Origin of the sequence: Metabacillus litoralis (assembly GCF_020524045.1) — a bacterium.
GTDB classification, from domain to species: Bacteria; Bacillota; Bacilli; order Bacillales; family Bacillaceae; genus Metabacillus; species Metabacillus litoralis_C.
On the sequence record NZ_JAIVKL010000002.1, the window covers coordinates 499,629 to 524,566 of the forward strand.

Annotated in this window: 24 protein-coding genes; 2 read left to right on the top strand and 22 right to left on the bottom strand. The window is 32.6% G+C overall.

All coding sequences use genetic code 11. The annotated features are described in order from the left end of the window. Positions 1–6: 6 nt before the first annotated feature. The 9 genes from fni to prsW all read right to left on the bottom strand — a co-directional run bounded on the left by fni (position 7) and on the right by prsW (position 8,932). Positions 7–1,059: a type 2 isopentenyl-diphosphate Delta-isomerase gene (fni, locus tag LC076_RS05875; protein ID WP_226666893.1), complete on the bottom strand. Its 1,053-nt coding sequence runs from the start codon at positions 1,057–1,059 to the stop codon at positions 7–9. A gap of 10 nt (positions 1,060–1,069) precedes the next feature. Beyond that, positions 1,070–2,218 (bottom strand): 30S ribosomal protein S1, encoded by a 1,149-nt coding sequence (gene rpsA / locus LC076_RS05880; RefSeq protein WP_226666895.1) that lies wholly within the window; start codon positions 2,216–2,218, stop codon positions 1,070–1,072. Positions 2,219–2,377: 159 nt separating this feature from the next. Next, entirely contained in the window at positions 2,378–2,959 is a 582-nt protein-coding gene (locus LC076_RS05885; protein WP_226666896.1) for a lysophospholipid acyltransferase family protein, read from the bottom strand. A 4-nt stretch (positions 2,960–2,963) separates the two neighbouring features. Continuing rightward, positions 2,964–3,635, bottom strand: a complete 672-nt coding sequence (gene cmk, locus LC076_RS05890) for a (d)CMP kinase (RefSeq protein ID WP_226666897.1) — start codon at positions 3,633–3,635, stop codon at positions 2,964–2,966. A 232-nt stretch (positions 3,636–3,867) separates the two neighbouring features. Further along, entirely contained in the window at positions 3,868–4,050 is a 183-nt protein-coding gene (locus LC076_RS05895) for a DUF5359 family protein (protein ID WP_226666898.1), read from the bottom strand. A gap of 52 nt (positions 4,051–4,102) precedes the next feature. Next, a complete protein-coding gene (locus LC076_RS05900) occupies positions 4,103–4,762 on the bottom strand; it encodes a flagellar brake protein (RefSeq protein WP_226666899.1) in 660 nt (219 codons plus the stop codon). Positions 4,763–5,347: 585 nt separating this feature from the next. After that, positions 5,348–6,694, bottom strand: coding sequence for a germination protein YpeB (gene ypeB / locus LC076_RS05905; RefSeq protein WP_226666901.1), 1,347 nt, complete (start codon positions 6,692–6,694; stop codon positions 5,348–5,350). 15 nt (positions 6,695–6,709) lie between these two features. Beyond that, positions 6,710–7,963, bottom strand: a complete 1,254-nt coding sequence (gene sleB / locus LC076_RS05910; protein ID WP_226666902.1) for a spore cortex-lytic enzyme — start codon at positions 7,961–7,963, stop codon at positions 6,710–6,712. A 306-nt stretch (positions 7,964–8,269) separates the two neighbouring features. Next, the gene (prsW, locus tag LC076_RS05915; protein ID WP_226666903.1) at positions 8,270–8,932 is read right to left on the bottom strand and encodes a glutamic-type intramembrane protease PrsW; all 663 of its coding nucleotides are present in this window, start codon (positions 8,930–8,932) and stop codon (positions 8,270–8,272) included. 277 nt (positions 8,933–9,209) lie between these two features. On the opposite strand from prsW, the gene LC076_RS05920 reads away from it, so the two are divergent. After that, positions 9,210–10,181 (top strand): asparaginase, encoded by a 972-nt coding sequence (locus LC076_RS05920; protein ID WP_226666905.1) that lies wholly within the window; start codon positions 9,210–9,212, stop codon positions 10,179–10,181. A gap of 280 nt (positions 10,182–10,461) precedes the next feature. Here the strand turns inward: LC076_RS05920 and LC076_RS05925 are convergent, their stop codons facing one another. From LC076_RS05925 to LC076_RS05970, 10 genes are all read right to left on the bottom strand, one after another. Continuing rightward, positions 10,462–11,421 (bottom strand): YpdA family putative bacillithiol disulfide reductase, encoded by a 960-nt coding sequence (locus LC076_RS05925; protein ID WP_226666996.1) that lies wholly within the window; start codon positions 11,419–11,421, stop codon positions 10,462–10,464. A 129-nt stretch (positions 11,422–11,550) separates the two neighbouring features. After that, the gene (locus LC076_RS05930; RefSeq protein WP_226666906.1) at positions 11,551–12,822 is read right to left on the bottom strand and encodes a Glu/Leu/Phe/Val family dehydrogenase; all 1,272 of its coding nucleotides are present in this window, start codon (positions 12,820–12,822) and stop codon (positions 11,551–11,553) included. 404 nt (positions 12,823–13,226) lie between these two features. After that, a complete protein-coding gene (locus LC076_RS05935) occupies positions 13,227–13,811 on the bottom strand; it encodes a genetic competence negative regulator (RefSeq protein WP_226666907.1) in 585 nt (194 codons plus the stop codon). 123 nt (positions 13,812–13,934) lie between these two features. After that, the gene (locus LC076_RS05940) at positions 13,935–14,858 is read right to left on the bottom strand and encodes a MerR family transcriptional regulator (RefSeq protein WP_226666908.1); all 924 of its coding nucleotides are present in this window, start codon (positions 14,856–14,858) and stop codon (positions 13,935–13,937) included. Positions 14,859–14,996: 138 nt separating this feature from the next. Then, a complete protein-coding gene (locus tag LC076_RS05945; RefSeq protein ID WP_226666997.1) occupies positions 14,997–15,725 on the bottom strand; it encodes a metallophosphoesterase in 729 nt (242 codons plus the stop codon). 432 nt (positions 15,726–16,157) lie between these two features. Continuing rightward, positions 16,158–16,625, bottom strand: a complete 468-nt coding sequence (locus LC076_RS05950; RefSeq protein ID WP_226666909.1) for a DUF2663 family protein — start codon at positions 16,623–16,625, stop codon at positions 16,158–16,160. Positions 16,626–16,905: 280 nt separating this feature from the next. After that, positions 16,906–17,613, bottom strand: a complete 708-nt coding sequence (locus LC076_RS05955) for a LysM peptidoglycan-binding domain-containing protein (protein WP_226666911.1) — start codon at positions 17,611–17,613, stop codon at positions 16,906–16,908. Continuing rightward, on the bottom strand, positions 17,606–18,202 hold the full coding sequence (locus tag LC076_RS05960; RefSeq protein ID WP_226666912.1) for a CPBP family intramembrane glutamic endopeptidase: 597 nt from the start codon (positions 18,200–18,202) through the stop codon (positions 17,606–17,608). Before LC076_RS05960 ends, LC076_RS05955 begins: the two co-directional genes overlap by 8 nt. 3 nt (positions 18,203–18,205) lie before the next feature. Continuing rightward, a complete protein-coding gene (locus LC076_RS05965; protein ID WP_226666913.1) occupies positions 18,206–19,693 on the bottom strand; it encodes a RecQ family ATP-dependent DNA helicase in 1,488 nt (495 codons plus the stop codon). Beyond that, positions 19,690–20,751, bottom strand: a complete 1,062-nt coding sequence (locus LC076_RS05970; protein ID WP_226666914.1) for a helix-turn-helix domain-containing protein — start codon at positions 20,749–20,751, stop codon at positions 19,690–19,692. Before LC076_RS05970 ends, LC076_RS05965 begins: the two co-directional genes overlap by 4 nt. A gap of 306 nt (positions 20,752–21,057) precedes the next feature. On the opposite strand from LC076_RS05970, the gene LC076_RS05975 reads away from it, so the two are divergent. Then, positions 21,058–21,306, top strand: a complete 249-nt coding sequence (locus tag LC076_RS05975) for a ferredoxin (protein WP_146946181.1) — start codon at positions 21,058–21,060, stop codon at positions 21,304–21,306. An 85-nt stretch (positions 21,307–21,391) separates the two neighbouring features. Here the strand turns inward: LC076_RS05975 and LC076_RS05980 are convergent, their stop codons facing one another. The 3 genes from LC076_RS05980 to sigX form a co-directional block, all read right to left on the bottom strand. Then, on the bottom strand, positions 21,392–22,306 hold the full coding sequence (locus LC076_RS05980) for a M23 family metallopeptidase (protein ID WP_226666915.1): 915 nt from the start codon (positions 22,304–22,306) through the stop codon (positions 21,392–21,394). 711 nt (positions 22,307–23,017) lie between these two features. After that, positions 23,018–24,202: a hypothetical protein gene (locus tag LC076_RS05985; protein ID WP_226666916.1), complete on the bottom strand. Its 1,185-nt coding sequence runs from the start codon at positions 24,200–24,202 to the stop codon at positions 23,018–23,020. After that, positions 24,180–24,731, bottom strand: coding sequence for an RNA polymerase sigma factor SigX (sigX, locus tag LC076_RS05990; protein ID WP_226666918.1), 552 nt, complete (start codon positions 24,729–24,731; stop codon positions 24,180–24,182). The genes LC076_RS05985 and sigX overlap by 23 nt, the downstream gene beginning before the upstream one ends. Between the last annotated feature and the right edge of the window lie 207 nt (positions 24,732–24,938).

Consider the following 24,938-nt stretch of genomic DNA (forward strand, 5'->3'; position numbering starts at 1 on the left):
TTATGTTTATCTATTACTAAATCTTTTAGTGTCAATACCTCTTTCGGTTAACCAGTGGTGAGTCGAACCTCCAATAACTATTGGAGCTTTTTGTAGTTCAATAATTGTTTTTGTACCTAATGCTGTCATAATAAAAGTTAAATCTTCTAACATATTCTTTATTTCAAGAACTAAATCATCATAGCCTTTTTCGATAAAAATCTTCAACAAATAACCTGCTACACCGGATGCAGAAGCCCCCAATGCAATAGCTTTAGCAAGATCTAGTGAGGTCTGTATTCCACCTGATCCTAGTATTGAGATATCTTTACCAGTACTATTTACTTCAGCAATGGAAGCAGCAGTTGTTATACCCCACTCATCGAAATAGCTTAACACTTGCTTTCGTCTTTTATTTTCGATTTGCGAAAAATTAGTTCCACCATAACCTCCAACATCTATCGCTGTAACACCAATGTCTATTAATTGACGTGCTACTTCACGGTTCATGCCGAAACCTACTTCCTTTACTATGACCGGTACTTCAATTTCATTAACAATTTTTTCTATTCTATTCATTGCATTTGTAAAATCTCTGTCACCTTCTGGCATCACTAGCTCTTGAACTACATTCAAATGAATTTGAATAGCATTTGCTTCAATCATACTAATTGCTGCTTTTGCTTGATCGACGGAAGCCTCACTACCTAAGTTAGCAAAAATCACACCGTTTTTATTTACTCTTCGCATTACTTCGTAGGAAGGTCGTTCACGATTATCTTTAATTGCTGACATTTGTGAACCCACAGCAATAGCGATATTTGTTTCTTTCGCAGCATTAGCTAGTGCTTCGTTTATAATTACAGTGTCTTCACCGCCGCCACCTGTCATTGCGTTTATAAAAATAGGCGAACTTAATGTAAGTTCGCCTACTGTAGTTGATAAATCTATATTCGAAATTGACAAATTAGGTAAGCTTTGGTGAACAAAGGTTAGATCATTAAATCCATTTGAACGTTTTTGTCCAGTGGACAACGCATGCTGGATATGCTCTATTTTTCTTTCTGCTCTTTTGTTCACATTATCACCATTATTTTAATTTTTTTAATTGATCACCAATCAAATCACCAAGTTGAAAACCTGAAGATGATTCTTCTTGAGCTTGATAGTTACTTACATCTTCTGCTGTTGCATTCGGTGATTCCTCTAATTCACGAATACTTAAAGATATTCTTTGCTCAGTTTCATTTACATCTAAAACTTTCACTTTCACTGTTTGATTTACATCAAGAACTTCTTGTGGAGTAGCAATATGTTTATGTGAAATTTGAGAGATATGTACAAGCCCCTCAACTCCAGGAAAAATTTCCACAAATGCACCAAAAGAAACCAAACGCTTCACTGCACCTTCTAATACTTCACCAACTTTTACTTTTTCAGTAATGTTAGCCCATGGTCCAGGTAAAGTTTCTTTAATAGATAAAGATATTCTTTCATTATCACGATCTACTGCCAGAACTTTCACTGAAACTTTTTGACCTTCTTCAACAACATCTGATGGTTTATCAATATGATTATGTGATAATTGAGAGATATGAACTAATCCATCAATTCCACCAATATCAACAAATGCACCGAAATCAGTTAACCTTTGAACCGTCCCCTCAATCGTTGAACCAACTTTAACAGTTTCTAAAAGAACTGATTTTTTCTGACTTTGTTGTTGTTCAATAACGGCACGATGAGAAAGGATAACTCTATTTTTCTCACGATCTAACTCTACAACAATAAGAGATAGAGTTTTATTCATATAGTCTGAGAAATCTTCTACATAATGTGCCTCTACTAAAGATGCTGGGATAAACCCTCTTACTCCTAAATCAACAACAAGACCGCCTTTTACAACGTCCTTAACTTCTGATTCAAAAACTTCTTTTGTAGTAAATTTTTGTTCTAAAGCATCCCAAGCTTTTTCAGCATCAACTGCTCTCTTTGAAAGAACTAATGCCTCATCTTCAACTTTAAGCACCTTTAAATCTAGTTCATCATTTTCTTTTGTCACATCAGAAGCTTTTTCTACATGAAGGCTTGAAAGCTCACTTATTGGTATGATACCAGTATGCTTACAGTTCTCTATCTCGACAATAACCTGTTTCTCTTCCACCTTTGTAACAATACCCTTTAAAATATCCCCTACTTCAGGTGTTTCAACATGAACATTATTTAAATCTTCTACCATCTCAATTACCTCCTTGTCAAAACCTGCGCGACTTTTGATTAACTATATGTATGATTTCATTTTACCACAAAGTTAGCACTCATCTAAAATAAAATGAAATAAACCCTATTATTAAACTTCTAATAAATGCCTCATTTTGTCAAGTAACTAACACTCTCATTAATTATACTTTTTAATGAGATTTCCGATCTCGTCCATGATGATACTTGTCATTTCTTCTGGAGAAATTTTTTCCTGACGGTACTTTTCCATATCAATTGGCTTTCCATAAACAACTTTTATTGACTTTAATGATTTGTAAGGTCCAATTATGGCACACGGAACAACTGCCGCATTCGAACGAAGTGCAAAAAAACCTGCTCCTGGAAGGCCTTTACCAAGCTCTCCATTTTTACTTCTTGTACCTTCTGGAAACAAACCTAAAACATGACCTTCTTTTAAAACTTTTAACCCTGCTCTTAAAGCCTCACGGTCACCCCCACCACGTTTAACAGGAAATGTTCCAAAATTTTTAAGGAGATCCTTTAAAACTGGAACATTAAATAGCTCAGCTTTAGCCATAAAAAACACTTTTCTAGGAGCAGTAACTCCAACTACAGGTGGATCTAAGTTACTAATATGATTGGTACAGAGCAACACAGAACCTTCTTTAGGAAAATGCTCTAATCCTTCAACTTTTATTCTATAGGTAGGTTTAAGGAGGCCTGCAACAACTGATCTAGCAAAAGGATATAATGACACGGTATCAAAGCCTTTCTTCTATATATTCTTCTATTTTCTTCACTACATCTTGAATTGATAAACTTGTTGTATCGATTTCAATTGCATCATCTGCTTTTTTGAGTGGAGCAATTTCTCGCTCAGAATCCAATTTATCACGATTTGCTATTTCTGTTTTTAACTTCTCTAAATCTTCCGTAAATCCTTTTTTTATATTTTCATCATAACGTCTTTTGGCTCTTTCTTCTACGGACGCTTTTAAGAATATTTTCAATTCAGCATTTGGTAATACATGTGTGCCAATATCACGTCCATCCATAACAACTCCACCATCATTTGCTAAGTCTCGTTGTCTTCGTAACATTTCCTCTCTTACCTTTGAATGCATCGCTACAAATGACACATTATTTGTTACCTGATTCGTTCTAATCATTTCAGTTACATTTTCTTCATTAACTAAAACAATTTGACCATTTTCAGAAGGAATAAGATCTATTTTTATCTTTGAAAGTATATTCGCTACTTTATTTTCATCTTTTAAATCAACTTCAGCCTCTATTGCCTTATATGTTAGTGCTCTATACATAGCACCTGTATCAATATAAATATATGAATAATCCTCAGCAATTATTTTAGCTACCGTACTTTTGCCTGCTGCTGCTGGCCCATCAATTGCAACTGATAATTTTTGTTTCATTGTTTCCTCCAAATAGGTTTTTAGTCTAGTAGTTTTTGATATCAAATAATAATGTTTTTAGGTGAACATATTTGGTTCTTTTTAGTCACGCACAAGAAGGTTAAATTAATGGCTACTAGTATAGTGCAAAATACGAATAGAATGATGCACTACACTATAATAGAAACTAAGTAGATATTTTATACTTAGTTATCTTGTGGAAAGAAACTGAAATAGAAGAAATATCCCAGTATCATTCACCTTGACTGAAGGTTTCCAGCCATTCTGTTATTGTAATTTTATTAACACCTTCATACTGAACAACTCTTGATAGATATGGCTGTATATGATTTTGCTGAACTAACACTTGAGCACATATCAATATAATAAATTGAATAATAATTAGTTTTATTAAAATTCGATCGAGTCTTTTCATAGGAAAGTCATCTCCGGCATTTTTTTACTAGTATGCTAAAAAAAACCAGAATTTATTCCGCTATTAGACCTTTTCTCCGCATAAGAATTTGTTGTTCAAAGCAAAAACGAATAACTGTTTGCCGTTTAACTTCATCTAGATCGATAAATTGAATTGGAGCTTTCACAAATTGTTCATTTTCTGCATCTATAAAACGAATAATCTTAGCCTTCAATTTAAGATATTCAATTTTTTCATTTTGAAACGGTAATGAAAACCAAATAGTTACTTCATGATTAGGTTTTACTTTTACAGTCTTTGGAAGGATAATCGCAGCTCCACCAGCACTGATATCTGATGTAACAGCTGTAAAAGGTTCAAATTCTCTATTCATTGGATGAATAGCAATATCTAGAGAAGTATCAATTCTTACATACTCTCTCCTTTGTATCCTAATTAAATGCTCATCTCCAGGATATGTAACAGAAATCATTGGTATATTCTCTTTCACTCTACCAGTTACTTCGGTATGGAAGCGATATGCACTTTCGTTATTTACGAATGAAGCAATTAATTCTGTTCCGAGCATTAAGTAGGCAGTTCGACCTGTTTCACTGTTTACTGGGTAATCAAAATACAACTTATTTCCCTTTTGTTCGACTAACTTACATTTCATTCTTTCAACTACTGATCCCTTTGTTTCTAAGTTTATGACATCCCCAATTTTTATCACATTATCACTCTCTCTGATTGCTCTCTTTCTTATTAAAGCATGGAAGAAAGGGTTGTGCAAGAGGACATTACTTTTAAGAGTTTTGTCCTACAAATGCTTCATTATATGAAACCTTATCCTATACCTCAACCGTTTATAATAGAAGTTTAACTACTCATTTAATGAATAGTGGAATATGTATTTCTTCCTAGTAAAATCAGCACAACAGTTACAAGTAAAGTCTTATTTTAAAGTTCTTTTCTGAACGATTGTTGCTATTTAACCAAAATTTAGAATCTATGCAGTAGTATTCCACTATAAGGGTGCCTTTATATGAAAAAAAGATGCCACTAGACTTAATACAGTGCTGATTAGGGTATTTAAAAGCAACAAAAAATTTGCGATTACAGCCTATTTTAAAAAGGATGATTCTGGTTCTAACAAATAAATACGTCAATTAGCAATAATCTCTTAGAAAAAAACTTTAAGAAAAGCTAAAGCGACGTTTTTTTTATGCTAATATAACCTTGTCAGAAGGCTTCTGTAACTATAGGAAAAAAGACGGGTACCTCATTAAATATTGAGATAGCCGTCTTATAATTCCAATTATACTTCTTGAAAAATAGGCTCTGGATTTTTCAATTTTTCAACTTTTTCCTCAGTTCCATTTTCAGCATCAATGAAAATTCGATATGTGTCATTGTCAATTGTTCCTAAAAACTCATAACATAGTACTTCTTCTTTAAATTCATTCATAATAATCGATAGTCTTTCTTCTTGTACCTCTAATCTTGGGTTTAACATTTTAGCCGCTTCATCACGTGACACTTTCGGCTTAGGAATATCTCGTTTTTTATGTGCAGCTAGATAATCTCTTGCTGAAAATCCAATGACTTTTCCATTATCAAGAGCGACTTTCATTCGAAGAGCATCTGGATAGATTCTCACACCATTTTCAATTGTTACAAATGAAAATACTCCGATATTATCATATTGTGCACTTTCAAAAAGATCTAAATTTTCAAACCCATGATCTTCTAAGAATTCTCTAGCATTTTCTGTTGCTTCATTTAACCCAATCTTCTTTTCTTTAATATCTCTATTTTGTACTAAGAAAATTGGATAGCCACCTTTTTTTGTTATATCCATATTAATATCAGCACTACTTCTTTTATCATGCATAGAGATACTGTAAAATCCGTAGTCAGCACCCTTACCGTTTTCAGTAACTTTTATTTCAGAAACTTCATTGTCTACAAACTCTTTAGCAATTTTTTGCGCTTCCTGCTCAGTGATTTTTTTGCCCTTTAATGTATTAAACCCTTCTCCTAGGTTCTTTTTCATTGAAGTCAAACTTGCCCCAAACTCTGATTCAGAATATGTCTTCACGTTTTCCTCAACCGTTTTAAAACCGTCGATGATTGTATTGTCCATCTGCTTTTGACCAGATGCCAGTGCAAGCTCAACATCCATCCATCTTAAGTTATTCTCAAGAACAAGATTTTGTACTTGTCTAAGCTCTTGTTGAATATCTGCTGCCTTGGAATACATCGATTTTAGTGTTTCATACTCTTTTTCGGATAATGGTTCTTTTTCAAGATCACGAACTGCAGCTCGATAACTAAAATCACTAATTGCTGCTAAGAACTCTTCCGTTTTATTAAAAGGAAGTAATGTTAATGGTAATTGTCCAACATCCGATTGTGCTTCAGAGGTAATCCTCCAAACATCTGCTAGAGCTGGTGATAAAGATTTTCTTGTATTCATTGCTAGTGTACCACCAATTTGATCATGTAATTGATCCACTCGATACGTTAAATCATGAAAAGCACGTTGATAATTATTTTCAGCTTGAACTAAGATCGCATTTTTCTCCTGATGTTCTTTATATCCCCAATAACTTGACCCAATGACAGCTATTGATAAAATCCCAATTAATATCCCACGTATCATGCGTTCTCACCCTTTCTATTCACAGAAAATATGCTTTCCGATACGTTTAATTTGTGGTCTACCCCAAATCCATGAGCTTGTAGCAGTATCTGGGTTGAAATAGTAAACTGCATTTCCTGTTGGATCAAATCCATTTAAGGCGTCTAAAACAGCTTTTTTTGCCGATTCATTTGGTGTAAGCCATATTTGACCATCTGCAACTGCTGTAAATGCACGTGGCTCAAAGATGACCCCTGAAACTGTATTAGGAAAAGTTGCACTATTAATTCGATTTACTATCACCGCAGCAACAGCAACTTGTCCTATATAGGGTTCTCCTCTTGCTTCACCATAAACAGCATTTGCCATAAGCTTTATGTCATTTTGTGAAAACCCACTCGGTATGTTAACTGCTGTTGAATCTTTTTGATTATTTTCTTCTCCTTGATTTTGTTGTTCTTGCTGTTGTTGATTTTGTTGTTCTTGTTGTTGATTTTGCTGTTCCTGCTGTTGTTGATTTTGTTGTTCTTGTTGTTGATTTTGCTGTTCCTGCTGTTGTTGATTTTGTTGTTCTTGTTGTTGATTTTGTTGTTCTTGTTGTTGATTTTGCTGTTCCTGCTGTTGTTGATTTTGTTGTTCTTGTTGTTGCTCTTGATTTTGTTGTTCTTGTTGTTGCTCTTGATTTTGTTGTTTTTGTTGTTGCTCTTGATTTTGTTGTTTTTGTTGTTGCTCTTGATTTTTTTGTTTTTGTTGTTGCTGTTGTTTTTGTTGTTCTTGCTGCTGTTGTTGTTGCTGATTTTGATTTAATTGTGCTTTATAATCTTTTTCTTGTTGTTGTTTTCTTTGCTCAGCAGCTTGTTTCGCTTTCTGAATTTGCTGTTCTGATGGCGCTGATTGAATACTTAATGGGACACCACCATAATGAGTGAATTTTCTACCTTTATTTATTTGTTCGTACACGAAATCTTTATAAAACTTTGTAGAATTGACAAGCATTTCTTTCGTTTTTTGACCAACTAAACCGTCAACTTCCTCTAATCCAAACATATGTTGGAAGTTCCTAGCTGCCCAATAGGTGCTCCATCCGTATACCCCATCAATTGTTCCATGATAATAACCGTTATATTGAAGCCTTGCTTGTAATTCAATAACATCACTACCCGTTGCACCTCTTTGGATAATTTGTTCTGAAAAAGCATGTGCCTCAGGTACATTATGTGATAGAAATTGACATGTGAAGGATGTTAAAGTCACTACTGCAACCATCAACATTATGCGCATGTTTTTCATGTTGCTGCCTCCTCAAGTAGATGTAATTGCTTAAACGTATTTTTTGTAGACTTTGGTATTTTATTCATAACAAATTAAAAGACACCCAAATTAAACAATTCATGGCAGCATAAATTGTTTAATTTGGGTGTCTTTTTAAAGGCATATTATTTATAAAAGTTAATTTTTAAGAATTTGTTAATTGTTAATGAATGTACTCTCCTGCTTAGAGAAGGAAACTCAACGAACACCATAGGCACTCATCTTTCGTGGAGGCTAAGAAAATATATCTTTGAAAAGTTTTTACAGGTGGCATCTCATGAAAATCTAAGGTAGACTTGAATCAAGATTATTAACTCTAGCTTTTTTAGCCTTATGTAAAGCAAACCACCAAAGAAAAAGCATAAACGGAACCATTATATATTTCCAATTCATATAACTTAATAAGATCGTGTCATAAACTGTATGCAAGAAGATTGGAAGGCTCCAAGAAAACAAGATCCATTTCTTTCGATTATTACCTTCAGAGAATTTACCTTTTCCTAAGTAATAACCCATAATAACCCCAAATAATGCATGACTAGAAACTGGTAAAATTGCTCGACCTAAAGCATACTCGACTCCATTTGCTAATAGATATAAAATATTTTCTAAGGTAGCAAAACCTAAAGAAACTGAAACACCATAAACAATTCCATCATAATGTTCATTAAAATGAACATGCTGGTAGATAGTAAAAAATAATACAAACCACTTGAAAAACTCTTCTAAAAATCCTACTGCCACAAAAGTATATAAAGTATCTGAAGTGAAAACCCCTTCAACTTCTAAGACATATTGGACAAACATAATAGGAAAAACTAGCAACGCACCAAATATGAATGATTTCAGCACAAGATAAATTGGCTCTGATTCATACTGATCTTTTAAGTAGAAATAGCTTAATAAAGCAAGACCTGGGGCAATGCCCGCAGAAATAATCGCAATCATTCACAAGCCTCTTTTCTTATTTTGCTCTGTTATATAACTTGTGAGGGTTATTTTCGCTTCAAGTTTGAACACTCATATACCATAGCGGAAAATGAACACTATAGCATTAACAAAGAAATCTTAATAATAATCCTAATAGATTATTCAAGTATTTCCTATAACTTTCTCAACATTGGAAGGAGATTTTTCTTTCATTATCGTACCATGTTATCGTAAAATTGAAAATGTCTACAATCTTAATTTCGTAGATTTTCGTAGAAACAAGGAGGTAAAAATAATGCAGAAAAAAAATATACTATTAATTCACACAGGTGGAACAATTTCTATGCAAGAAAATGAAACAGGTGAAGTGAAACCTGGCGACAAAAATCCCCTTGTTGATTACATTAAAGAAATTCCAAATATAAATCTTATAACAACTGAATTATTCCATCTACCATCACCACATATTACACCAATAAATATGTTGGAAATAAAAAATTATATAGAAACTACTTCTACTTCTCAACAACTGAACGGGGTAGTTATAACACATGGAACTGATACTTTAGAGGAAACAGCATTTTTCCTGGATACAACGTTATCTCTAGATATACCAGTTGTATTAACAGGAGCCATGAGATCAAGTAATGAGCTTGGATCAGATGGTCTTTATAATCTACTATCAGCTATAAATGTCGCATCATCTGATCACGCAATAGCTATGGGGGTTTTAGTTGTTATGAATGATGAAATTCATACAGCAAAAAACGTAACTAAAACACATACAAGTAATGTCGCAACGTTTCAAAGTCCTCAATATGGACCAATAGGCTTTGTAAATAAAGGGGGCGTTTCATTTCATCACAAACCAGTTTTAAATCTTCCTTTACAAGTAACAAATTTAAACAAAAATGTTTACTTGATAAAAGCATATGCAGGAATGGATGATCAATTTATAAATGCATTAGAGCACCTTTCGATAAATGGTCTTGTTATTGAAGCATTAGGTCAAGGTAATTTACCTCCAATGATGTTACCTAGCTTAATAAAATTTATTAAAAGAGGCATACCTATTGTCCTTGTTTCAAGATGCTTTAACGGTATTGTTCAAGATATTTATGGCTATGAAGGTGGCGGAAGACATCTAAAAGAACTTGGCTTTATATTCAGTAACGGGTTGAATGGGCAAAAGGCGAGAATCAAATTAATGATTGCTTTAGAAACAACAACTGATCTCAAAGAAATTGAGGACATTTTTTCTGTCTAGAAGTTTTTTTGGATAGATGTGCATCCTATGGTTTGGGCTAATATGAAACTACTAAAATCTAAACTAAAAAAAATCTCATATGTAGGAACTAGTTAAAATAAGTTCTTTCCATTGCACTGTAGACATTCGCTTTCCACTAGTTCTTAAAAATAGTATGCAAAATCAAAAATTCTATACAAGATAGAAAATAAAAACCCGATCTATTAGGCGAAAGATTAATTGAAATATCACCTAATAAGTCGGGTTTATCATTACCTTATATACTTATGTCCAAGCTACCTTACTTATTTTGAATTGCTTCACATATTAGCTCACCATGAAATCGCCCATTTTCAATAAAAATTTCATTTGCATTGTTCCCTGCTGCGATAACACCAGCAATATATATTCCTTTTATGTTAGTTTCCATTGTATCAGGATTAAAAATCGGTCGCCCACTAAGTGAATCAATTTCAACTCCCATTTTTCTTAAGAAATCATGATCGGGATGATACCCTGTCATTGCAAAAACAAAATCATTTTTTATTTCTTTAATTTTATCTTTCACTTTATATGTAACTGTTTCTTGAGATACTTCAAGCATGTTTGCTTCAAATTCCATTTTTATGGTTCCATTGCGAACAAGTGCTTCAAACTCTGGTAAGATCCAGGGTTTGATACTTGGAGAATACTCAGCACCTCTATAAATAACAGTTACCCTTGCACCTGAATTCACTAATTCTAACGCAGCATCTACACTTGAATTTTTCCCACCAATAACTAAAACATCTTTATCAAAATATGGATGTCCTTCTTTAAAGTAATGATAAACTTTTGGTAAATCCTCACCAGGTATATTCATATAATTTGGATGATCATAATAACCTGTAGCAATTACCACTTGATTTGCTTCATAAATCTGTTTATTTGTATATATGATGAAAGTCGAATTGTTCTTTTCTATTTTTTCTACCTTTTCAAAAGCATTAATACGGATCCCTTTTCTTTTTACTACTTCTCGATAATATGCTAGAGCTTGCGTACGATACGGTTTTCGATTTTCTGTTATAAAAGGCACATCACCTATTTCTAATTTATCACTTGAACTAAAAAAAGTTTGATGTGTTGGATAATGATAAATCGCATTCACAATATTACCTTTTTCAATCACTAATGGCTTTTTCCCTGTCTTTTCCAATGCAAGTGCTGTTGATAATCCACAAGGACCACCACCAACAATAATTGTTTCTTCTTTTATCACCAATCTCCAACTCCTGTTGTTTTAATTATCATCTACGGTTTATAATAGGCACCAAGTTGTTTTTTATACAAAATAAAATCCCCTATCATAAATGATAGGAGATTTTCATTTTGTTTGCAAACAATAAACTTAAATCCAACCTCTAAATCTAGATGCTTCAGCCATTTTACGTACACCAATCATATAGGCAGCTAAACGCATATCAACACGTCTATTTTGACTTGTTTCATAGATATTATTAAATGATTTGACCATTACTGTTTCAAGCTTTTCTTCAACTTCTTCTTCTGTCCAGTAATAACCTTGATTATTTTGAACCCATTCAAAGTAAGATACAGTAACTCCACCAGCACTTGCTAATACATCTGGTACTAATAAAATTCCTCGTTCAGAAAGAATTTTAGTCGCCTCAAGTGTAGTAGGGCCGTTAGCTGCTTCTACAACAATACTAGCACGAATATTAGCAGCATTATTTTCAGTAATTTGATTTTCAATTGCGGCTGGAACTAAAATATCACATTCTAATTCAAGTAACTCTTGATTTGTAATTGTATCATTGAAAAGCTTTGTGACAGTACCAAAACTATCTCGACGATCTAATAAATAATCTATATCTAAGCCATTTGGATCATGTAGACCACCGTAAGCATCAGATATCCCAACAATTATTGCTCCTGCATCATGCATGAACTTTGAAAGGAAACTTCCTGCATTACCAAACCCCTGAACAACTACTTTTGCACCTTCAAGTTTAATTCCTTTTTTCTTAGCAGCTTCTCTTATACAAATTGTTACACCTTTTGCTGTTGCAGATTCTCTACCATGTGATCCACCTAAAACTAATGGTTTTCCTGTAATAAAGCCTGGTGAGTTGAACTCATCAATTCGACTATATTCATCCATCATCCATGCCATTATTTGAGAATTTGTAAACACATCTGGTGCTGGAATATCTTTTGTTGGACCAACAATTTGGCTAATGGCTCTTACATAACCACGACTAAGGCGCTCAAGTTCTCTAAATGACATGTCTCTTGGATCACAAACAATGCCACCTTTACCTCCACCATATGGTAAATCTACAATTCCACACTTTAAACTCATCCAAATTGAAAGAGCTTTTACTTCTCTTTCAGTAACATTAGGATGAAATCTAATACCACCTTTAGTTGGGCCCACTGCATCATTATGTTGAGCACGATAACCAGTAAAAATCTTTACTGATCCATCATCCATTCTAACGGGTATTTTTACAGTCATCAATCTAATTGGTTCTTTCAACAATTCATATACTTCTTCAGGATACCCCAGTTTATCAAGGGCATTATGTATCACCGTTTGAGTTGATTTTAACACATCTAATTTATCATTTTGTGCATCGGTGTTTTTCTCGGCTACCATTAAAAGTTAACCTCCTAAATCTAATCAGTGAATGAAAGAATGTCCACCTTTCAGACATTAGTATACACTTTCAAGGGAGTTATGCAAAGAAGAAATGATATCTTTTTGAATTTTTTACAGGTGATTTCGTATCAATTATGCTTTTAACAATTAGCTTAACCTTTACTACAAACCATAATAATGGATGCGATTTAAACTTTAGCTGATCACCCTTCCAGAAAGACATCTTTGTCATTTGATAATTCGACTTTTTCCTAACGTTTAAAGCTAACTACGAAAACAGCTTAAGAAAAGAAAGTTATTAATATGTAAGAAAAGCAACCGATAAGCTTCGATTGCCTCTTGTATAGTATTCCAGATAATGTTGTAAATTATGAAAATTAGCCAAGAAAAACTAAAAGCAATTACCAGAAATGACGATAAATTTCTTCCACTGCTTTGTTCTCTATTATCACTTTTCCATATTCTTTTAATCTGTGATCTGTTAAAGTAGATGGATTTCCATATTCAGCTAAAACCGATACTAAGTCATCAATATTAAATGGTTGATCATCGTTAAGAAGCAAATAGTACTTTTCTAAATAAAATATAATCATACCATCTTTAACATTTTTTCTGTACAGGTAATTTGATACCTGTATGATATCTTCGAAAGAATTAAATTCGTATATAACATCAAAATTTTCGTCTAGTTTTACTTGCATTTCAATGTATTCGTCAGAAAAATCTTCATCCAATTCAGTTACTTCCTGACTATGAGAAACAATAACAACCATCCCTTGAGCATGAAGTGAATAAACTTCAACAGCAATTGGTCCATGCGCCTCAAAGCCCAATTCAACACTTGCTTCATCCATCATATCACGAAATAGTTGTTGAACCTTTAATGAGTCTTTCCAGAGGTCTTCCTTTGTTAACCCTCTATCTTTTAAATCATCTGTAGTTAAGAATATTTTAATTTTATCATAGTTCAGTCGCTCTAGCCGCATCCCATACCCTCCTGCCGTGAGACCGCTCTATATAAAATCATTGTATGATTTTTATACGAGATGGTTCTAATATTTTTTACAGTTTACACTTTGAGACAAATTTAGACAAGTTAAACGCATTATTTACTCCATGCCTAATTTTCCCTTTAGCCAATTTCCCCATTGTTCCTTATTTTCTCCTAAAATATAAGCTTGGTATCGTATTAAATTTTCATTTGAAATTTTACTAAATCCTTTTCCTCCAAGACCAATATTCAATTGTGCATATTTAGTTGATAAATAATCCACAAGTTCAAATGTTTTCTTTACATTTCTGACTAACGTACAAGATAAAAATAGGAATTCTGGTTTTACTTCGTCTAAAACTATATCAATATCACCTTCTGCAATACTTGCACCTAAATAGATGACTTCAAATCCTTTACGACGTAGAAATAAAGTGAAAATTAATAAACCAAGCTCATGAGTTTCTTCAGGTCCACAAACTGCAACTACTTTCGGTAATAATCCATCCACTGGTAATGTATGCAAAATCATTCCAATCCGCGAGCGTAAAAAAGAAGATGCAAAATGTTCGTGAGCTGAAGATATTTCACCAACTTCCCACATATCTCCAATCTTGACTAATAATGTTCCAAGTATCTCAATGACTACTTTATCAACCGAATAGAGACTAAAAGCTCTGTTTAATAACTCATGTGCCCCACTTTCATCAAATGATAAAAGTGCATTAAGCAGCTCGTCCATTAAATCTAATGAACGGTCTTGCTCATCTACTTTTACCCTCACTTCTGTTTGTTCATTAAACGACATCGGATTTGTTTCAAGTAAATTAACTGCTTGGCTAATAGTAAACCCCTTATTGACTTTATTGATAAGCCATCTTAAAATTTTTATATGATTTTCAGAATACAAACGATGACCAGATTCGTTTCGTATAGGTGCGATCATATTATATCTACGTTCCCACGCTCTAAGTGTACCAGCTTGAATACCTAGCATCTTGGAAACAGCTTTAATATTATATTTGCCTTCTTGAATCGACATAGAAATATCCCCCATTAGAAAAACTCTGTATAAAAATTATATCTAATTGTTCCCTTTGTGTAAACTTTGTATAACAATTGAATAAACCATGCTTAATCTAAGCATGGTTTATTCAATGTAAATTCAAAAGAGAATTCCTTATTCACTTGGTTTTTTCTTTAATTGAATAAAATGGGCTTCAGCAGGTGCACCTAGTCGAAGGGGGACTAAAGTTGTGCCATACCCATTGCTTATTAACATCATTGCCTTTTTTAACAAATGCAACCCGCCTTTTTTATACATTCCTAAACCTAAAATACGTATTTGGCCACCATGTGTATGTCCGCTTAATATAAGTGATATTTGATCTTCATTAGATATTTTTTCATAAATATCGGGATTATGACTTACTAATATTTTAAAGCCTTGAGAGCTATTCATTAATGCGAGATCTAATCTATCACGATCCTTGCTCATATCCTCTACCCCAAGTAAAATGACATTTTCACCTAAATTAGAGGTAAGTGTAACGGAAGAATTATTCAGACAAACAACACCACAATCTTTTAACACTTTTTCTAAATTTTCTTTGCCTACTTCATAATCATTGTTTCCAAAAACAAAATAAATAGGTGCAATAGGTGCAATATCCTTTAGTTGTTTTATATTTTGTCTAACTCTTTCTAAGGGAACACCAGATTCTATTAAATCTCCACCAATAATGATAATATCAGTATGATTTCGTAGTTGTTCAATTAATTTTTTTGAGATAATCCTCCTATGAATATCAGAAATAAAAAATAGATTTAATGAGTTAAAGCTTACTGGGAATGAGTCAAACTCAAGCACATGTGTTGTTAAATTATTTTCACTTCCTTTTTTTAGCATAATCAAAAGTAAGCATCCGATAAATAAAACACAAATAAATAAAAATAGTAACAAAAAAGCACCTCAATTCTGAAATACATTATATTCAATGAAGTTTTATAATTAGGCTGTTTTTTAAACTTTGTTGATTTAAGAAAACTGATGGAATCATCTTCTGTATAAAGTCAAGTGGCATCTTTTCTTATACAGATCTGACCTTTTAACAATAATACACGGGTTCTAACAGATATAAACGTCAATTAGCAACACTCTTTCGAGCATATAGTTAAAATCACTTCTGCTATTATATAACAAAAAAGCCAATCATTTCTAACTTAATGAAATGTTTGACCTTCTTATTAGATAATGACTTGACCACGAATATTTCAACCTATCAAGTTTTCCCCATTCTTTATAACATTAAAACCAACTTATAAAATTACTTTAATAAATTTACTTGCTTTCATGAAATAAATTAATATCATATTCTTCCTTCATCATTGTAAAAACTTCATCGCGATTTTGCCATGGTGTTGGCAATGGCCATAATTCTGCACTTTTTCTAATAACCTCACATCTTAAATTATGATATTCCTTTTCTGCTTTATCTTCCTTCTTTTTATAAAATTGGGCTGTTGCATAGCCACCAACAATGAGTAACACAATAAAGATATGAATTTCTCCATCAAAAAGAGAGCGAAATACAATTTCTATTTGTCCTCCAGCAGGTTTTATAAGAAACGTATATAAATAGACCACAAACCCCATTAACATGAGGAAAGTAATAAATTGAGCTTTAAAACACTTTTTTTTATAATCATCAAATTTTCTTTTTCGTTCAACTAAATTTTCTAACATTTTTTTTGTAGGAGCATCAGTATGGTCCTTTAACAACTGAATTCTCGTTTCAATCTTAATCACGTCCCCTCATACACTTTTACTAGTAGTTATTACATTGTATGAAGTTGTCCTATTAGATATGATTTTACAAACCCTGCTAAAAGATCAAAGGCTTCCTTCTTAAAAAATTAATACTTAAGAATTTTATTTTAAGTTGATTTTTTTCGAAAGTTGCATTCATTTTATGAAGGGACACACTTTAATTTTTATTGTTTTACTTATATAAAAAAACTTTTCAAAAAAACAAAAAAAATCTTCCACATTATAAGGTTGTTTTACCAAATGTGGAAGTCTGTAATTATTATTTTATCGGTATTTTTAGAGTCTGTCCTACGTAAATATCATTTCCATTCAATCCATTATATTGACGAATAATTTCCTCACCAGACCGACTATTATAGTATTTAATTGCGATTTTAAACAGGGTATCATCTTCTCCAACTCGATGTGTTTTTATTTGGCTATATTTTTGAATATCAGAAGAAGATTGATTACTATTTCCTGTATCGTTGTCATCGGTTTGTTGAGGATCATCATTCTTCACTTCATTGGTTTCCTCAACTTTCTCTTCTACATCTTCAGAAACAGTCTTTTTTTCTTCAGTTTCAGCTTCTGGATCAGTTTCAGGTTCAACCAATGGTTCTTCTTTTTCAGTTGATACAGTTTCTTCAACCTCTTCAACAGAATCATCAGTTGAAGTCGTATCTTCATTATTTTTTGGGATATAAACTGTATCATTGCCAACTGTTTCTTCATTTTGATTTTTTGCTTTAGTGCTATCACTATTATAGTAAAGATAAAATGAAAAAATCAAAACAGGAACTAAACAAAAAAACAATGCTAATAAACTAATAACTGGATACTTTAATTTGATTTTGGACTTTTTTTCCTTGTTTTTATGAACTTCACCACGCGGTGGATAATCACCATGTTGTTCTTTATAATCATCAATCATCTTTGTTCTTAAATTCTCTGCTTGGTCGGTCCGTTGTTTTTCAATTTCACTCATCATTTTTCACCCCATTTACATATTGCCATCTTATTTGAATAGCAAAAACTAAATCAATTAAAAAGTGCGCAATAATTGTCGTATATAAGCTACCTGTCATATCATAAAAAACTCCTAATAAAAAACTTATAGACATAACCATTAGAAATAACAACCATTTTGAAAGATAGCGAAAATGTAAAATAGCGAATATTATACTCGCTATCCATATTCCCAAATTTGTTTGAAGCACACCTCTGAACAATAATTCTTCTGAAAATGCAATAAGTGCTGTTAAAAATATAATATGAAGAATAGATCTTTTACTAAAAATTTTCTCATTAATACCACCATCATCGATTAAATACTTTGGTGCATATTTAAATATCAAAGAATCTAATATAATGACTAGCAATGCTACGCCAATTCCGTAATAAATAATTGTCATATTCTTAAGTTGAAAAAGATTTAGAAAATCCTCAAACCTGTCAAAAAGAATAAAACTTAAGATAAGAGAAAGAAAAAGCAATAAAAATTGTGTGAAGTAAAGATTTTGAACAATTTGTTTATCTGTTAACTTTTTAATGATTTCGTTTTGCTTTTTATACAATTTCTACTCACTCACCCTACGGAAAATCTCATCTAACTCTTTGACCCAATTAAAAACATTGGTTTTATTAACATTCTTATTCTTACTTATGAACTGTTCATAGTTTACTCCACAACAATCACAACAATTATCTTGGATCATTTTTAATTCCTCGTCAAAATATGCTAGCAATTGTTTCCTTCTACAATCAGTTGTATTAATCCATTTTGACATAGTATTTAGTTTATCATGTTTAATCAGTATTCTTTTTTCAATCTCATTCCAGATAAACGATATCATTGTTTCTGGATCTAATGAGTGGCTATGATAGATATTTTCAATATATCTACATTGAATCTCTGTTAATCCACACATTTCGATCAGTTTATCACTAGTAACAGGTATATGTTTGTTTTCCTCTAAAAAGTAAATGGTTTGAGACAATTTTTCGTAAGTTGGGAATTCCGATTCAACAAGTGCCTTCGGGATTTCGTAATCACTAGCTGTAACTAAGGTGATAGCAATACTTGGTAAATCGTCACGTCCAGCCCTTCCTATCTCTTGCATATATGATTCAATTTGTGTTGGAAAATGAAAATGTATGACATAACGAATATTTTGTTTATTAACACCCATTCCAAAAGCATTTGTACAACAAACAATTTTAAGTTGATTATAAAGAAATTGCTGTTGTATTAGGATACGTTGCTCTTGATCCATTCCACCATGATAATATCCCACATCATCAATCCCACTGTCTGATAAAATTAATGATAATTTCTCAGTCCATAATCGACTTGAGCAATATATTATCCCTGGCCCTTCTAGGTCTCTGACTAGCTCCACGATTCGTTTGATTTTTTCATTGACTGAAGTCAATTCTTCCACAACCAAGGCAATATTAGGTCTATTAATAGCATAAATAAACTCTTTGCATTCGCTACCGAATTGTAAAATAGCTTTTATATCATGTATGACTTCCTTAGTTGCCGTAGCTGTTAATGCCAAGCAAGGTGGATTATTTAGTTTACATCTTAATTCACCCAGTTTAGCGTAATCTGGACGAAAATCATGTCCCCATTGGGAAATACAATGGGCCTCATCAACGACAAACAATGAAATATTTGCTGATTTTAAAGCATTTATGACATAGTCAAATTGAAGGATTTCTGGTGATGCATAAATATAGCGATATTCGCTAATTCTTTCAAGATTTAATTTTCTTTTCACTATAGGTATTGTGCTATTTAAAGCAATGACACTTTTCTCGCCTCTTTGTTTGATTTGCTCAACCTGATCTTCCATAAGTGACAACAAAGGTGAAACAATTAATATTGGACCGTCAAGAATATACCCTGGAAGTTGATAACATAATGATTTACCACCTCCAGTCGGAAGCATTGCAATCACATCGTTTTGGGCAATAATGTTTTCGATAATATTAAGCTGTCCAGTCCGAAATTCTGTTAGATTGAAGTTTAATTGCAGCACTTTTTCTAACAATTGTCTCATTCTTTCCTCCCCATTAAAGCAAATACAAGCCTAATTTGAAAATAACTATACGTTTTTCCTAAAACTTCTCTAACCTTTTTCAACTGATGTGTCTTTAATTCAATAATCGTTTTTTTTATAATGTTATAATCGCTTTCACTCAAAAAATCCCAAGGCTGAAAACGTTTGTCATGTAAAGTTATTTCAATAATATGGTCCTCTATGGTACTTTCTTTTAACCTTCTTACTCTAGAGATTTCTTGTATGCTTTTACCTTGTAACAGATAGGTTTTTGTTTTTTGACTGGAAGAAGTTAAAAAATCCACCTGAAATTTATCTTTAATTATTTCATTAAACAGAGGAAATTGGTTATCATTTAATTGTTGAAAGTATATAAACGAATGAATCACACTCCAAAACATTAAATAAATGTAATGCGCATCTTCTTCTTCTTTTACAGCAATTTGATCAAAAGTCAGACCAATTTTTTGGCTAGAAGTTAGTTTTCGAACAAAAATTACCGCTTTTTTATCATCATGTACCTTAAGAGCTTCGAAAATTTCAATATGAAGTAATTTTATTAACTCTAATTTTTCCATCTTTATTTGTTTTAGAAACATTTTAACCCATTGCAAATCATCTTGATTTTTTGTAACAGGAAGATACACTTTTCTTTCATAAGCCATATTTGAAAGGACTTGCACTAGTAGTGAAAGCCGTCTCCAGAAAAGTCTTCCTATATCACCGTAATTCCAACCATGAAGATCTTTAGGAAAAGGACGCTGTTCTAGTGCTGTCTCTAACTCAATCTTCCCCATTTCTGTTATAAGAAATTGATTTTCGGGTAATTCTTCAATATAACCTTTCTGTAACAAATCATGCCAAGCTGAATTTGTTTGTACACGAGATAGCTTAGGAAATATGCTAAACATATGAGAAATATTAAAAAGTTTCCCATCTTGAATTGTTTGTGAAGATTTTTTCCCTTTAAGTAAATGATAAATAGCGGAGGCAGATCTTTCTCCATTAAATTGTTTTAAGCAATAAAGCAAAACGATATGGAAATAACTAATTTTCATTATACCACCCTACAATGTTTGACAATATTCGATCTCACTTTATATTTTAACAAATTTATGGACGTTCGTTATACAAATTCATCCGTTTTATCTATTGTTTTCTTTATTTGTTACTTAAAAAACTTGGTAAACCTAATTGTGATAGTGATTCTCAATAGAGTTTTTTATTGAAATGTCCCAAAAACCGATTTACAATACTAAATAGGAGACAATATTAGTGAATGATATCTTTCAGTTAAGGAATCACTCAATTAACCATTTCTACCATATAATGATATGGTATTATACATTCAGGAGGTTTGTTTAATGGCAAAATATACAATAGTAGACAAGGACACATGCATAGCTTGTGGTGCTTGTGGAGCAGCTGCACCAGATATTTATGATTATGATGACGAGGGTATTGCATTTGTTACCTTAGATGATAACCAAGGAATTGTTGAAATTCCTGATGCACTTGAAGAAGATATGATGGATGCATTTGAAGGCTGTCCAACAGACTCAATTAAAATCGCTGACGAGAAATTCGACGGTGACGCATTAAAATTTGAATAGGCTGTAAACTTGAAAACCCCTCTTTAATTAGAGGGGTTTTCAAATTTATGATAAATAAATCTTTGATTTTCACAAATTGTTCATTTTATTTTTCATTAATAATTAAGACTTGTTGTGGGTAAATGGTCTCATCATCAAGTTGGTTTACTGTTTTTATTGTTTCAGGACTTACACTAAATTCTTCTGCAATTGATAAAATTGTATCACCTGATTGCACGACATAACTTTGGTCGTTTGTTATATGTAAAGTAAGCTCTTGATTAGGATAAATCGTATTGCTTTTTAGGTTATTCCATTTTTTCAAAGAATCAATTGACACTTTGTGTGCTAGGGAAATATCCCACAATGTATCACCTTTTGCTACTTTTATTAATTTTTTTTCTACATCATTATGTTCATGACTTACTATCTTTTCCTCTGTTATAGCTGGTAAATCCTCTTCTTTTATTTTGTGTTCCTGGTCTTTCAATAAACTCTGATCAGAATGAACAACAAAATCATTAGGCAAGTCAAATACAAACAATGGATCTAAAGCATGTTCTTTTTCATAGGTCCACTCACCTTTGTGTAATTCAAAATGCAAATGAGTTCCTGTAGAAATGCCGGTATTTCCAATAATGCCTAACACTTGACCTTTTTGAACTTGATCTCCTTCTTCTACCATACGATTATGTAAATGAGCATAAACAGTTTCATACCCTTCTGGATGATCAATAAAAACAACATGGCCATATGTATCTGAATAATATGATCTTGATACTTTACCTTCTGAAACTGATACAATTTCCTCACCTTCAGGAGCAGCTATGTCAATTCCTTTATGTTTTCCGTTACGAGTACCAAATGTGTCTGTAATAGTACCATCCACAGGCTGTACCCATTGGTTTTCCAATTCTTCTATGTATGTTTGGGCATTTGCACTATGACTACTTAATAAGGTAACACATGCTAGAAATCCGATCGTTAATATTCCAATGATTTGTTCTATTTTAGCTTTCATTTTACTCCCCCTCATTTATTTATGGCTTACTTAGTGCCATTTACTTCTAGGCTCTGTTAAACTTTGTTGTTGATTTCCGTTACAGGCATTCGCTTTCCCGGGAAAAAACAGGCCCCTTTTTTTCTTCGGTCCGAGAGCCTCCTCGTAAGCTGCGCGCCTGTGGGGTCTCCCTTTGACACGCTTCTCTAAGCAGGAGTCTCATGCCTTTCACTCCAATCAACAAAGTGCTTAATGTTAACATTAAGCTTTAACATAGCTCACTTCTAAAATAGAAAGATTATCTTTTCAATCATCTTGTACGAAAAACGCTTTTTGTATGCTTAGTTAGATTAAATTCAATTAATAGTTTTGCTAAACATGCCTAAAGTGAGGTGTTTCATAAGCACGTCTTATTTTTTCCACATCGTCAGTCTATGTTAGGCTGTCTTAAAAAAGAACAACAATAGTTTAGTACATTACCTGCCAAACTATACGTAAAAAAGCACAAGGTTCTTTGGTATACATTTTCAAAAGCCTTTAGCAACATGCATAATAGGAATAAAAGGTGCTTTTCTTTCTCTCATTTGACTTATAGCAAGACTTTTTTCAGCCAACAAAAAGAGACTCAATTTGAGTCTCTTTTAGGGAGAATCTATAGAAGAAAGATGCTTTAGACTTTATACAGAGTTGTTTCGAATGAGATCTAAAAACAACAAAGTTTACAAAATATTTTTAATTAATATTAATTGGATTAGGTGAGAAAGGAACTTCAATTGGCTTTTTAAGATCCAAATTCCCAATTTTATCGATAGCAATACCATTGAATTTCACTTTTTCATAGCCAAACTCCTTAGCTGTTAATAAAATCGCCTCAAGCATAATAATATTCTGCTCGTTATCTTCAAAAGAACCACCGTTAATAAATTCGATGTCAATTTGGGTGCCATCTTCTGATGAGACCATGTTAATCATTTGATTCACGATCGGGGGAAGTAGTTTTTTGTCTGGCAATCCTGTTTTCATCGCTTCTATTGCTTCATTTATCGATGAAAATGATTCAGGTGAAGGCACAAGTAATTTGGATGTATTATCATTATACTGATATAAATAATAAGCCTTATTTCGATTTCTTTGAATTGCTAAATCTGTTTGTAAGCCTGAATTACCAAATTCAATACCTTCTGAATCATTCGTTTGGAGGTTCACTTTATTATAACCTAGCCAACGAAAGGTTTCTTGTATTGCTTCTTTGTACATTGTTTCTGATTTAGAACTAGATAAAATAGGTTCTCCGGTATAATTAAGGATAAGTTCTTCTGGGTTCTTTTGTGGCAAGATTTGTGTGTTTTGTAGTTCGAAGCCAACTGGTCCGATCTTCTCAAACAAATTTTCTACTAATATGTCTTGAATTTGTTGTGGCTTATTAAGATATTCTGCATTTACGCTAATCGGTATAATGTACTCACCACTTGCATCTGTTACTCCAATTGTAATCGTCTCTTCTCCATCATTTGAAGGTGTGACAAAGGTTACTTGCTCATTAACTTCAAGAGCTTTAGCTTCGGAATCAGCAAATTCTTCCTGCATTAAACTTGATTCTTTATTTGCAGTATTATCTTGTATTCTAAGTTCAGCTTCATCTGTACCACTTGAAGTATCTGACACTTTATCCATACTTTTTTCTTCATTAGAAGAAGAAGTTATTTCTTGAAACAAATATGGTGTAAACATTAGGAAGATAAACAATGCTGCAACTGTTGCAAAAGTGGGAGCGATCCATGATTTTGATTTCTTGCGGTTTTGTTGTTTATATAAAATACTTTGATAAATATCTTCTGCACTTTGTTTATCATGAACATGAGGTAATTGTTTTAAAAGCTGCTCAAGCTTTTCTTCATTCCACTCTTGTCTTTTCAATAGGAGCCACCTCCTTCTCAGATATACTCTTTATATCTTTTTGTAGCTGTTTTATCGCACGGTGTTGAGTTGTTTTGACTTTACTTACAGACCACCCAAGAACCTCAGCAGTCTCAGTAATTGAAAGCTCTTGAACATATCGTAAAATAATAACCGTCCGTTGATCTATGGTGCAGCCATTAAGAGCTTTATATATCCATTGAACTTGTTCATTTTGAAGGACAACTTCATCAGGGAGTGGTTGATGTTCATCCTCTATTTGACTCTTTTCCCAATCAAACTTTTCAAATATTCTTTGTTTAACTGTTTTTTGTTTACGAAACCAATCAATTGCAACATGCCTTGCTATTGAAATTAACCATGTTTTTTCACTACTTCGACCTTCAAATTTATCATAAGACTTTAATACACGTATATATACTTCTTGTACTAAGTCTTCGGCCTGTTCACGACTTTTAACCATATAGAACAAAAATTGAAAAAGATCGTGATGATATTTTTCATAAATTCTCTGAAAGGTATCCTCCATGAATGCCCCTCCATTCTCTTATTTAGTCGTATTATAAAAAAGTAAGGTTACACCATTATCTTAAGAAATGAATTTGTAATAACTATGTAATAATATGTAATAACAAATTTAACTTTACCATATAAACTACCAATCTCGTAGACCTATTTTTTAAAACCTTGTTTATTTTTTCCATATTATAACAAAAGATAAGGTTGTATTTACATC

Excerpts from the sequence above, each read along its gene's own strand:
- LC076_RS05970 (WP_226666914.1), bottom strand. The coding sequence starts at position 20,751 with ATGAAAATTAGTTATTTCCATATCGTTTTGCTTTATTGCTTAAAACAA.
- LC076_RS05920 (WP_226666905.1), top strand. The coding sequence starts at position 9,210 with ATGCAGAAAAAAAATATACTATTAATTCACACAGGTGGAACAATTTCT.
- prsW (WP_226666903.1), bottom strand. The coding sequence starts at position 8,932 with ATGATTGCGATTATTTCTGCGGGCATTGCCCCAGGTCTTGCTTTATTA.
- sleB (WP_226666902.1), bottom strand. The coding sequence starts at position 7,963 with ATGAAAAACATGCGCATAATGTTGATGGTTGCAGTAGTGACTTTAACA.
- LC076_RS05965 (WP_226666913.1), bottom strand. The coding sequence starts at position 19,693 with ATGAGACAATTGTTAGAAAAAGTGCTGCAATTAAACTTCAATCTAACA.
- LC076_RS05980 (WP_226666915.1), bottom strand. The coding sequence starts at position 22,306 with ATGAAAGCTAAAATAGAACAAATCATTGGAATATTAACGATCGGATTT.
- LC076_RS05975 (WP_146946181.1), top strand. The coding sequence starts at position 21,058 with ATGGCAAAATATACAATAGTAGACAAGGACACATGCATAGCTTGTGGT.
- cmk (WP_226666897.1), bottom strand. The coding sequence starts at position 3,635 with ATGAAACAAAAATTATCAGTTGCAATTGATGGGCCAGCAGCAGCAGGC.
- LC076_RS05940 (WP_226666908.1), bottom strand. The coding sequence starts at position 14,858 with ATGTCGATTCAAGAAGGCAAATATAATATTAAAGCTGTTTCCAAGATG.
- ypeB (WP_226666901.1), bottom strand. The coding sequence starts at position 6,694 with ATGATACGTGGGATATTAATTGGGATTTTATCAATAGCTGTCATTGGG.
- LC076_RS05935 (WP_226666907.1), bottom strand. The coding sequence starts at position 13,811 with ATGCGGCTAGAGCGACTGAACTATGATAAAATTAAAATATTCTTAACT.
- LC076_RS05930 (WP_226666906.1), bottom strand. The coding sequence starts at position 12,822 with ATGGTAGCCGAGAAAAACACCGATGCACAAAATGATAAATTAGATGTG.
- LC076_RS05895 (WP_226666898.1), bottom strand. The coding sequence starts at position 4,050 with ATGAAAAGACTCGATCGAATTTTAATAAAACTAATTATTATTCAATTT.
- LC076_RS05945 (WP_226666997.1), bottom strand. The coding sequence starts at position 15,725 with ATGCTAAAAAAAGGAAGTGAAAATAATTTAACAACACATGTGCTTGAG.
- rpsA (WP_226666895.1), bottom strand. The coding sequence starts at position 2,218 with ATGGTAGAAGATTTAAATAATGTTCATGTTGAAACACCTGAAGTAGGG.
- LC076_RS05955 (WP_226666911.1), bottom strand. The coding sequence starts at position 17,613 with ATGAGTGAAATTGAAAAACAACGGACCGACCAAGCAGAGAATTTAAGA.
- sigX (WP_226666918.1), bottom strand. The coding sequence starts at position 24,731 with ATGGAGGATACCTTTCAGAGAATTTATGAAAAATATCATCACGATCTT.